We start from the raw sequence: 10,781 nt of genomic DNA, 5'->3' as shown, positions 1-10,781 counted from the left end.
GCTCAAGGACCTCCTCGACGCCGACAAGATCGAGCTGATCGACGTGCGCGAGCCGGTGGAGTGGGACATCGTCCACATCGCGGGCGCGACCCTGATCCCCAAGGACCGCATCCTGTCCGGCGAGGCCCTGTCCGAACTGCCGCAGAACAAGCCGATCGTGCTGCACTGCAAGACCGGCATCCGGTCGGCGGAGGCGCTGGCCGCGTTGAAGCGCGCCGGTTTCGCCGACGCGACGCATCTGCAGGGCGGCGTGGTGGCCTGGGCCAAGCAGGTGGATCCGTCGCTTCCGGTCTACTGACCCGATAGCTGCCGGTTTGCGACCTCATCGCATATTGCGGTGAGGTCGCAAAGTGGACTATCACAGCGTGCCTTGGGTCGCCTGCGGTGATCGCGGGGTTACGGTACGGCCGTGACCTCAGTCGAACCTCCCGAGCATGTGCGAGCCACATTCGGGCTTCGCGAAGTGACGCCGGTTTCCCTCGGAGACTGGGACGGTGGCTGGCGCATGGGCGACGTGGTGCTCAGCCCCGTCGCCGATCACGCCAGGGCCGCGTGGTCGGCGAAAGTACGCGAACACCTGGCGGTCGACGGGCTGCGGGTGGCCCGCCCCGTCCGCGCCACCGACGGACGCTATGTTGTCTCCGGTTGGCGTGCCGACACCTTCGTGGACGGCGCCCCCGAGCCCCGCCACGACGAGGTCGTCTCGGTCTCCCTGCGGTTGCACAAGGCGACAGCGGAATTGGAACGCCCCCGCTTCCTGGTCCAGCCGCCCGTCGCCCCGTGGGTCGACGTGGATGTGTTCGTCGCCGCCGACCGGGCCGCCTGGGAATCGGTCCCGCTGCGCACTCTGCGCGCGGGCGGCGTCCCCATCGCCGCCACCCCCGACGGCCAGCGTTCCCTCGAACTGATCGGCCAGCTCGCCACGCTGCGCAAACCCGTCCGCAGCCCCGACCAACTCGTCCACGGCGACCTCTTCGGCACGGTTCTGTTCACCGGCGCCCACACCCCCGGCCTCACCGACATCACCCCCTACTGGCGCCCCGCCACCTGGGCCGCGGGGGTCGTCGTGGTCGACGCGCTGGCGTGGGGTGGGGGCGATGACGGTCTACTCGACCGCTGGGCCACCTTGCCCGAATGGCCCCAGATGCTGTTACGGGCGTTGATGTTCCGCCTGGCCGTCCACGCCCTGCACCCGCGTTCGACCCCCGAAGCGTTCCCTGGGTTGGCGAGAACAGCGGATATGGTGCGACTCGCATTGTGATGTCGGATTTATCCCACCGACCATCCGGTTGAGATGTAGTGCCGGACAATCGGATTCGGTAGCTTCTCGCTTCCGGTCGAGGTAAATTCAAGCCGCTACCTGTGGGGATCTCCCATGGGCCAGGGGGCTTCGATGACTGAATGAGGTCGGCGGCAGATGAGGATTCAGCCCAGGAAACAGATTCTGGAGATCTGGCGTGCGCTTGTCGGGTCGTGCTACGACGACGGTGCCTGGCAGTGGGGCGGTATTCGTGGCGCCAATTCGATCAGCGACTCCGAACAGTTGCTCTGCCTGCTGTATCCGGCCACTGAGATCGTCGGATTCACGCTCGATCGCCCCGACGACATGTCCGACGATGTCAAGGGGGTGCTCTCGCCGCTGGGTGGACCGAAGGTGATCGGGCTGAAAGTCCTCGAGGTGATGGAGGACTACCTGATTCGCAACACCGACGTGACGACCGGTGAACCGCTCTTCGACGCAGGGAGTTATCTGCAGTCCACCGAACCCGATCGACCGCCCACCGACGATCAGCAGAAGATCGAAGTGGTGGACGGATACTCCATGTCGGTGACGCTGTGCATCGCGGGCCTGGGCTTTCTTCGGGTCTTCGAGAATTGGATCCGCGCGGAGCGGCGTGGCGAGATCGACCGCGTCACGGCGACTACCGAGAAATTGAGCGCTCGCTTGACGGCGGCGATGACCGGACTGGTGCGCAGCTTCGTCGTCAATGCCGTGGCACCGACCTCAGACGAGGGCAAGGCCATGCTCAGAATGCTCAACCAGCAGGACCTGCCGGATCGGGCCGTAGTCGAGGAGTTCGCGACGAGCCTGGAGCGGGTTCGGACCAGGCTGCGCACCGATGTCAAGCTCGGCAAAGCCCCGGGCGCCGCGCTGGACGACGAGGGAATGTTGTTCGAATGCGGCTGGAGCTGGGGAATCGTGGCCGGCGCCGACGACGTCGAATTCATCGACGCGGCGAACGGCACAGGTGATGGTGTCGCCGAGGCCCGCCCGTACCTGTATTTCACCGTGATCGCGTTGGACGGCATCAACGACGTCCTCTCACAGCGCACCCGTGAACTCGACCTCTTCAACGACGACCAGTATCGACTGGCCGAGGCGTTGCGGATCCGCTGGGATCTGACCCAGCGCTATTGGGCAACGGTCGCTCGATTCGGTTCCGGCCGTTGGCCATTGGAAGACATTCCGTGGCGGACCTCCGACGGTGAGGAATCGGACTACTTCAGTCTCATCGTCTCGGCGGTGCTGATCCAGGAACTCGTCGCCCGCACAGCATCCGATGACGATCTCACCCGGGCTGTAGACATCTTCGACGAGCTGGCCAGACGTGGACGGATCCTTCGGCGCGCGACCAGTGGCGATCCCGCTGTCGAACTGCACGATCCCGGCGTTCGGATGGTGCTGCGCGGCAGTGAAAAGGTCGACAACGGTCCGAGATTGGCGTGGGCGGTCTCGGATTTCGCCGCGGTGTTGCTGAAAAGAAGTCTCCAGGCGGCTCGGTTGTCCGGCAACATCACCGCACGTGATCAGCTGATGGAATTGGCCAAGGCGATCATGGACCACCTCGACCGGAGGATGATCCAGGAAGGTCCGGCGACAGGGCTGTGGGACGATCCCGGTGCCGTATTCGGTACGGACACAACGAAACCGGTGACCGCACCCTCCTGGTACATGACTGAGCGCATCGTGGAATGTCTGGTCGCGGCCGACAGGACCTATCGGGAAGCGCCACTGCGTTCACCCGCGATGGTGACTCGCGCTGTCGAGTTGCTCAACGAGGCCGAACATCTGCTCAACCAGGGAATGCTCAACGTCAGCATCGAGGACAAATCACCCAACCGGATCGAACTCGATGACGTCGAGGACAAGCTCGAACGCGCCAGGAAACTGGTGAACGTGCAGCCCGGTACCGCGTTCACACTCGCCTCGGCGGCGCTGGTAGCGCTGAACCGGTTGGCGTTCGCGACCCAAGACGCGACCAGGAGCAGCTGACCGATGATCGTGTTCGCGACTTCAGACAAAGGCGGAACAGGGCGGTCCGTCACCAGTTGCAATATCGCCCATCGCCTGTGTGCCAGTGGACGGAGCACCGTGTATGTCGATTTCGACTTCGGATCGCCGACTGCGGGCGCGGTGTTCGAGATCGGCACCATCGAGCGGGGAACAGCGCCGGGTACCGGGACCCATTCCTTTTTGACCGGGCGTAACAGCGTTGTGCACAGCGTCGATGTGCACAAGCAGACCGATCGTCAGGACCTCCGCAAACACCGGACCAGGTTGGCGAAGCTGACGTTGCTGCCCGGCGACGAGGGTGGCGGTGAGCTGACCAAGTTGGCGGACTACCCCGGGATCGTCACCCGGTGCGTCGAATTGTTGCTCGGGCTCGCCGCCGCCAACAAGGTAGTGATCGTGGATCTGAGCGCAGGCAGATCGGTGGCGCTCGAGCTGGCGCTGCGAGCCGCCGCTACGCCGCAGATGCGGGCGACAACGGTGCGGTGGTTGGTCTTTCATCGGTGGACACGCCAGCACATTCTCGCTGCGGGCGGCTTGATGCTTGGTCCGAACGGGTTGCTGCGCGGCGGTGCGGCCGCCGGTCACGACGCGGAGGAATTGCGCCGCAATATGCGCTTCGTTCGCACGGCGGTACCACAGTTGAACACCCCGACCTCAGCTGCTACCGCACCGCAGGCAGCGTGGCAGAACAAGCAGGAATCCGCGCTGCGTGCGCTGGCGTCGACGGAGCGGATCGGTGAGACGGTGCTGATCGGCGCCACCCCGGTCGAACCCGTGCTGCAGTGGCGCGAGCAGCTGATTCTCGACGTCGACGTCAGCGCCGGGATCGCGAATGCCGCCACGGTGACTGCGTTCCAGGAACTGGCGCGAAAGCTGGTGAGTAGGGACGAATGGCAGGAGGTCTGATGCACACGAGCGAGGAATTCACAGGCTACGTCGAGGCCGGGGAGATGGCCACGGTGCCAGGCACCGATATGTCTCACCTGTCGATCGAAGTCGGGCACTTCTATATGGAGGATCTGCTCAACGGAGTCGAGCGGATCGAAGCCCAATTCGAACGGGTCAGGGCGATGCTCGATGCCTTGGTGGCTCTCGAATCCGTGGCATGGTCACGCAAGGGAGGGGAGGTTCCGTTTCGGGTGAGCACATGTTTCCTGCTGGATGACTACTTTCGCGCCGATACCGACCCACGGGAGATTATCCCCAAGCTGCGAAGCGCGGCCGCCGGATGTGGTGTGCCGATCGACTACCTCGCGCGCGAGGCCGGCTGCCATGAGGCACCGCGGGTGGGTGAAGTGATCCCGCTGGCGAAGGCTGTTGCCGACATGTTGGTGGAGGAGCCGATCGAGCACACCACCGGTCAGCGTCCCCCTGCGCAAGATCTCGGCTGGCTGGCCAATGGTCGCCGTTCCAGTGAGAGTGAAGCGGGTCCTGCGATGGATATCCGCCCTTACATGCCACCGCGGGAATTCGGGCGGCAGCGAAGTCTGTCTATTTTCGCCGATATCGAGATGTGGCGTGCGGATTCGGATTCGGCGGATGGGCGGCTCTGGTCCTGTCCGTTCCTGGCCTCTGTGTGGCATCTGCTTCGTCTCGGCATGCTTCGGTATCAGGACGAGGTAGCGGTGACGCCGGTCGCCGTGCATCCCGACGTCGAAGGATTCGTGTGGCCGAGCGACTGGCGGGACTTGCCCGCGGTGATGCAACTGAATCCGAACGCGCAGCCGTTCACCGCGTATCGCTCCTTGTCGCTGATGCCGCAGCGGTATATCGGCATCGAACACGCGGTTCGGGTGATTCTCGATCACCTCGATCTCGATGAGCGAGTGGTGAGTTCGGTTGTCGATCGGGCGCGCGGCGAAGGCCTCGCCCTGCCCGGGCGGGTGAGCGAACGGATCGGGCACGTGCTGTTCGACGGGTCCTGATGGGTAACTGACACAAGACATTCAGGTGTCAATGGCGTATAATGTCCTCCGGTTGCCTACACTTTTCCCATGCCGATAGACGGGCGCCCCTTGGTGGCGTTGGGTGAAGTGCGCACCTGCCTGCTGCCGAACTCCGCCGCGCTGAGCCGCGATGCGGCGGTCGACCTTCTCGACGTGGTGTTGGGTCGACCGGGTCTGTCTCGCGAACGTCCCTTGGATTGGGCCGAATCTCCGCGTCTCGCGGTCGGCATCGACTGTCAGTTGGTACCGCATGTCCGATCCCGCGGTGTCGGTACGGTCGCCACGAACGCGCTGGTCATCGGCGGCCGGGTGCTGCAGAGCTCGGCGCACGCCATTGTCGCGCCCGCCGCGACGTCGTCGGGGCGGCGGCAGACGTGGGCGCACTATCTAGGTCGTGTGGGCACCGTCGAACTGTTGACGGGGGCATCGGCCACGATTGCCGATCGTCTGGTGGTCGGCTTTCTCAGCACTGCCCGCGCCGCCGACCCGGTCCTGGATATCACTGCCATCAGCACTCGACTGCTGACGAAGGTGCACAGCGATGTTCGGCTCGACCGGCAGCCACCGCTGTTGGTCGAACCCACACGGCTGCGGTGGGCCGCCCGCGTCGTGCCCGGGGCGCAGGCATCGGTGCTCTTCGGCTTGCATCAGGATCGAACCCGCACCGCGTTGGTGACGGTCGGTTCCGCCGACGACCTGCCCGAGGTTCGTCGATACTGCCAGGATCTGGCAGTGCACGATTGGTTGCTCACCGCTGTCATCGATGTCATCGAGGATGCCGAGTTCGCCCAAACCTCAGGCAGCACACCGGAATCGGTGCTGGCGCCGGCACTGCAGCATCTCGCCCATCTGTGGATGCCCAGTGCTCACACCCCACCGTTGCTCCGCTGTCTGTGGGAGCAACTGGAGAATGATCCCGGCTTCTCCCGTCAATGGAATGCCAGGATCGGGCAATTGCGCGACCGCGTCGCCGTCGCGACCTTGGCCGCGCTGCACCGAACCTCCGCGCAAGTGCGTCAGTGGTAGCGACTAGAGCCGGAACCATCGTCGCACGAGCAGAGCGAAGAAGACCGAGGTTGTCACGCTGCCGAGGTAGGACTCGACGATCAACAGCACCCGCGCCGTTGGTTCGAGGTCCATGGCGTCGAGGTCACCGAGTCCGAGTGGGTTGAGGAATTCGATCAGGGACAGATGTGCCGCTGTGGTAGCCGCAACATCGGTCACCAGCATCAGGGCGCCCGCGAACAGCGCCAGTTCGCAGGCGATCCAGCCCAGCAGCCTGAATGGTCGATACCCATAGCCGCACAGAATGTTTGCTACGAAGCCCGGCGTGCGACGCATTCCCCGACGTTGCGCTCGAGTGCGGGCTCGGGCCAATGCGAGCCCGCACCGGTCCTGATCGTCGAGGTCGGCATTGATCGCATGAAGATCACGTGCCTGCCGAAAGGCTACGCAGGCATGGGCGGGCAGGTCGACGTCGAGTAATCGCGCTCCGAGATCCTCGTAGATCAATGCCAGCATGCGGTTCTGCCTTCGGCTCAGCCGAAGCGGTCCTCTTGCCTCGATTTCCGCGGCCAGCATCGCCATCGCCAGCACCCGCAGCGTGTGGTCCGAGGGGGTCGGGTGCTCGAGAATATCGTCGATCGGTGCGTATACACGAGCGAAAACCAGACTGTCGCCCGCACGCCGAGTCGAAGGGGGATCGTATTCGGCCAGGACACGTTCGACCCGGCGATCGAGCTGATCCAGATTGTCCTGCTCGCTGCCGCTCTCCGGCGCTGCCAGGGTCTCCAGATAGGCATCGGCGTGGCGTTCGATGAGAGTGATCTTCGAGGCGACGAACGGTGACAGCTGGTCAGTAGGGTCATCCTCCCTGAACACAAGCTATCCCCGCGGCCCGTCACCCTTGGACCATCGACGGTCCTGCGGTCCGGCATCCCACCAATACCCCGCGGAATCGTCCAGTCGATGCACGAGGAGGTCTCGCGGTTCTTCTGGGCCGAAGTAGTGTTCGTCGTGGTCGACCCAGACGAATCCAGACTTCTTGTACAGGTTGACCGCAGGGGTGTTCGAGGGGCGCACCGTGATGAAGACCGTGTCGATCCGCGCACCACGGCAGCGCTCGACCGCGCGCACCAGCAACTCTCTACCCAGTCCGAGACCCTGACGGCTACCCGCGACCGCGAGGCCGATCACCCAGGCGGACCCCTCCTGATCGACCGCGACGAGCGCGTATCCGCAGATCTCGCGCTCGATTTCCGCTACTACCCAGTGTGATCCGTGCACCTCGAACAATTGCCGTAACACGAAGTACGGGTAGGACAGCGAGGAGAACTCCTGGGATTCCAGCGCTGCGATCGCCGTCAGATCATCGACGTCGGCGGGGCGGAAATCGGGCTCGGCGGCGCCGTTCTCGCTCGAACTGTCCAAAACGCGACCCCCGTTGCCTGATGCGCCCACCATCCAGAGTAGAGCAACTCCCTTGCAGCGGAAGACATATGGAGTCCGCACCCGGCTGCGGCGCAGACAGCAGGCGAAATAGTATGTAGCGCAACGAGGCTCGCGGAAATCAGTGATCTGGAGTGGACGACGGTCCACGGGCGGATCGGCACGGCGCCGCAGGGACGGCCCCTTTCGCAGCCGAGGCGTGCTTGGGCGCAATGTCGATGTCAATGTTCGATGCGCTGCTGGTCCCGGTTGTCACCAGTGACGAGGCAGGTTTTCGGCCCGCGCGGCGTAGTACGTTGCCACATCGATCCGGCGCTTCACTTGCTCGACGCGGGCGGCCCACTGTTTGGAGAAGCCGGCCGCTGCCTGCAGATCCCGCCACGGTGCTCGCATCGCGGCGGGAACCTGGGCGCCCGGCATCCATAGGTGCGCGAGATGTTCGAACACGGGCGCGAGCACTGCGACCTGCCGTCCGTTATCGAATCCTTCGGCCGCCCGCACTTTCGCATCGATGACGGTCAGTAACCAGTCGTGTACGGCTACGTCCTGGCAGAAGCGCAGGGCGTCAGGCAGATTCGTAGCTTCCCGCACGGTGACCTGTAGGGCTCTGTTCAGGTCGTCCTCGAGACGCAGCGACACAGCGGGTCCGGCGCGGCCGCCCACAATGGCGGTCCACCGCAGTCGCGTGGTCGGCGCCCGCAGTGGTGGCCGTTGATCCAGGAGCCGTGAGGATCGGACGTCATCGAGATGCCTGGCACAGATCGATGCGAGGTCGAGGATATTCGGGCCCCGCTGTACGAAATAGCCTGCGGCCAATTTCTTGTCGGTGACCGTGTGGTCGGGCAGCCCGCCGATGACCTCTGTCACCCCGACCCGGCTGAGGTAATGCGGCCACGGCCTGCGCCTTTTCTGCTGACCCCGGACCACGGTGGTGTGCGATGACAGTTGCGTCACCCGGCCGCCCACCAGAACCGCGGTCGACTCGACCGTCCCCACCGCGCGTACAGTCGCGGTCGTACCCCAACCGAGGTGACAGTCGACGCCAGTCGCGCGACGCGGTGAAAAGGCGAGTGGCCCAGGACGTTCACGGCGCAGTACGGTCGCGCCGATGACTGTGGCCAGTAGTTCCTCGGTGGCCTGGCCGTCCAGCGTCACTGAATGCGGTAGCAGGCAGGTGCGGATCTCGCCGAGCGCCACAATTGGCGTCAGTGGTCGTGACATACTGCGCGGCGGCCTTCGGGATGATGCCGCGACCGGGGTGTCCGACTCAGGGTTCGTCATGGTCATGTCCCGTCGAGCAGCAGATGTGTCACGCGTTCAACAATTTTGGGTGGCACCAGCAACTGCTCGGCAGCGCCTTGGGCTGCCACCTGGGCGGCGACATCGTCATCCGGTGCGAGGTGGTCGAGAATTACCCGTACTGCCGACTCGATCAGCAGATACCGCTTGGGCAGCATCGACAGCGTCCGGTACGCAGTGAACGGAGCCGCATCCGCATTGAGCTGCAGGACAGGTGGAAGGTCGTGCCATCGATCGGGCCGATCTCGGTCGGCGGACCACAGCTGTGGAACAACCACGGGCGCACCCTTATAGCGCAACATGCCCAGCCGCAACAACTGCCACACCGCAGCCAGGAATGGACAGGACCAGCGTCGCGCCGCATCGCGGTCGTGCCACAGTTCTACGTCGAGGAAGATCGAGTGCTCGCCGCGGCCGTACTCCTGAGGTGGCCGATAAGGTTGCGAATGCATGGCCGCACGCGACGAGCCGTTCTGTTCCCGACGTCCGTTGCACAGCCAACCGAGTTCGGTCGTCGGCGGTCGGCCACCGGTGGCGACCTCCTCGTCCTCCGGCTGGTTGATGAGCCGGGCCACCACCATCTCAGCGATCGGTATCGGCGCTCCGAGGGCGATCCCGCCCGAAAACACCGGTGCTTGGTGGCAGCCCGACTGCCTGGCCAGGTAGTCGATGGTCAGGCCGGCATCGTCGGCGGCACCCAACAGCCGGTCGAGCACCTTTGTGGGTTCGAAACGGGGTTGGAAGTAGTCGTCGGTGAGATAGCAGGTACTCACTCGCGTGTCCGGGCCGAACTCGACCTTCGCCGACTCGATGAACGCGGCGACCAGCGGGACTGCGCGCCGGAATTGCGCTCGGACCATGTCGGTGTCGTCGATGATCTCCTCGTGCCGGAAGTGACAGACCTCGATCGACAGGTGGGCCATGGGCAGCGGCGTGATAGAGGCATCCTCGGAAGCTTCCCGATAGATCGGTGAACTCATCTGCTCGTGTCCCACGTCGCCGAATCGGTCAGCCGCCGAGCCAGATTCGTATACGCCTCGACGACATCGAATATGAGTCGACCACCTCGAGCTCACGCTGCGCTGCCGACGGTTCCCCGAAGCCCACGTCGCGAAAGTAGCTGCCGCCCGCAAACATCGGCTCCCCGTCGGCATCGGTATAGGCGTCGAAGAACTCCTCGATCTTCGTCACCAGGGCGCCGCCGACCCAAATGTCTTCGCCGAGCACTGCCATCACCGCGGCGATATCATCGGCGGTCGCGATGCTGTCCGGGTCGAGGGCGAAACTCGCCAGCTCGGTCGACGGATACAGCAGGCACATCAGCTGTTCGGCGTCGCTGATCGAATTGCGTCCGTCACGTCCGCCCCAGACCCACCGGTCATCGCGGAACGAGGTGCGCAGGTGTGCGCGCCAGAGATCCAGAAGTTGTTGCCGCGGTCGGATTCTCATCGGTGCCCCTCCGTACAACTGCACCTCAGTGTGAACGGTGGACCGCGTCCTTGTCCTCGGTTGAGCCGTAATATGTTTCGAGCAACGCTCGAGGATGTGTATTGCGAACTGGCGCAGCATCTTTCGGTTCGTCGGCAAGACGGCCCGCTGCAGCCGAAAGCCACGTTCGGGAGGGGACCGAACGTGGCTTCGGGTGGGTGGGGATGGATCAGACGCTGGCGTAGGCCAGGGAGGGAACCTTGTCGGTGGCGAAGGAGGTGCGCAGGTAGCACCACCAGGTGACGGCGGCCATCACGAGGAAGACGGCGGCGTACGCCCAGAAGGCGGGGGCCATGGTCTTGAGG

Annotated in this window: 11 protein-coding genes; 6 read left to right on the top strand and 5 right to left on the bottom strand. The window is 64.5% G+C overall.

The features are described from left to right. From ACFWF3_RS10180 to ACFWF3_RS10155, 6 genes are all read left to right on the top strand, one after another. The coding region (locus ACFWF3_RS10180; RefSeq protein ID WP_379313353.1) for a rhodanese-like domain-containing protein at window positions 1-298 on the top strand (298 nt) is incomplete at its 5' end. Window positions 299-409: 111 nt separating this feature from the next. Continuing rightward, window positions 410-1,261: a TIGR02569 family protein gene (locus ACFWF3_RS10175; protein WP_378632716.1), complete on the top strand. Its 852-nt coding sequence runs from the start codon at window positions 410-412 to the stop codon at window positions 1,259-1,261. Window positions 1,262-1,417: 156 nt separating this feature from the next. After that, entirely contained in the window at window positions 1,418-3,274 is a 1,857-nt protein-coding gene (locus ACFWF3_RS10170) for an SCO2524 family protein (protein WP_379313352.1), read from the top strand. 3 nt (window positions 3,275-3,277) lie between these two features. Then, window positions 3,278-4,201, top strand: a complete 924-nt coding sequence (locus ACFWF3_RS10165) for an SCO2523 family variant P-loop protein (RefSeq protein WP_379313351.1) — start codon at window positions 3,278-3,280, stop codon at window positions 4,199-4,201. After that, window positions 4,201-5,220, top strand: coding sequence for an SCO2522 family protein (locus tag ACFWF3_RS10160; protein WP_379313350.1), 1,020 nt, complete (start codon window positions 4,201-4,203; stop codon window positions 5,218-5,220). Before ACFWF3_RS10165 ends, ACFWF3_RS10160 begins: the two co-directional genes overlap by 1 nt. 69 nt (window positions 5,221-5,289) lie before the next feature. After that, window positions 5,290-6,267 (top strand): SCO2521 family protein, encoded by a 978-nt coding sequence (locus tag ACFWF3_RS10155; RefSeq protein WP_379313349.1) that lies wholly within the window; start codon window positions 5,290-5,292, stop codon window positions 6,265-6,267. 3 nt (window positions 6,268-6,270) lie between these two features. On the opposite strand, the gene ACFWF3_RS10150 is transcribed toward ACFWF3_RS10155, so the two are convergent. From ACFWF3_RS10150 to ACFWF3_RS10130, 5 genes are all read right to left on the bottom strand, one after another. Beyond that, window positions 6,271-7,122, bottom strand: a complete 852-nt coding sequence (locus ACFWF3_RS10150; RefSeq protein WP_379313348.1) for a hypothetical protein — start codon at window positions 7,120-7,122, stop codon at window positions 6,271-6,273. A 3-nt stretch (window positions 7,123-7,125) separates the two neighbouring features. Further along, window positions 7,126-7,671: a GNAT family N-acetyltransferase gene (locus ACFWF3_RS10145; RefSeq protein WP_379313347.1), complete on the bottom strand. Its 546-nt coding sequence runs from the start codon at window positions 7,669-7,671 to the stop codon at window positions 7,126-7,128. Window positions 7,672-7,941: 270 nt separating this feature from the next. Continuing rightward, the gene (locus ACFWF3_RS10140) at window positions 7,942-8,910 is read right to left on the bottom strand and encodes an SCO2521 family protein (protein ID WP_379313346.1); all 969 of its coding nucleotides are present in this window, start codon (window positions 8,908-8,910) and stop codon (window positions 7,942-7,944) included. 62 nt (window positions 8,911-8,972) lie between these two features. After that, window positions 8,973-9,968 carry an SCO2522 family protein gene (locus ACFWF3_RS10135; RefSeq protein ID WP_379313345.1) on the bottom strand — a complete coding sequence of 332 codons (996 nt, stop codon included), beginning with the start codon at window positions 9,966-9,968 and terminating at the stop codon, window positions 8,973-8,975. A 28-nt stretch (window positions 9,969-9,996) separates the two neighbouring features. Beyond that, window positions 9,997-10,437 carry a hypothetical protein gene (locus ACFWF3_RS10130; protein ID WP_379313344.1) on the bottom strand — a complete coding sequence of 147 codons (441 nt, stop codon included), beginning with the start codon at window positions 10,435-10,437 and terminating at the stop codon, window positions 9,997-9,999. Window positions 10,438-10,781: the final 344 nt, after the last annotated feature.

The organism is Nocardia sp. NPDC060220, from assembly GCF_042727815.1.
In the GTDB taxonomy this organism is placed as follows: Bacteria; Actinomycetota; Actinomycetes; order Mycobacteriales; family Mycobacteriaceae; genus Nocardia.
Note: the sequence above shows the minus strand (reverse complement) of the source record. Positions and strands in the feature narration are given on the sequence as shown.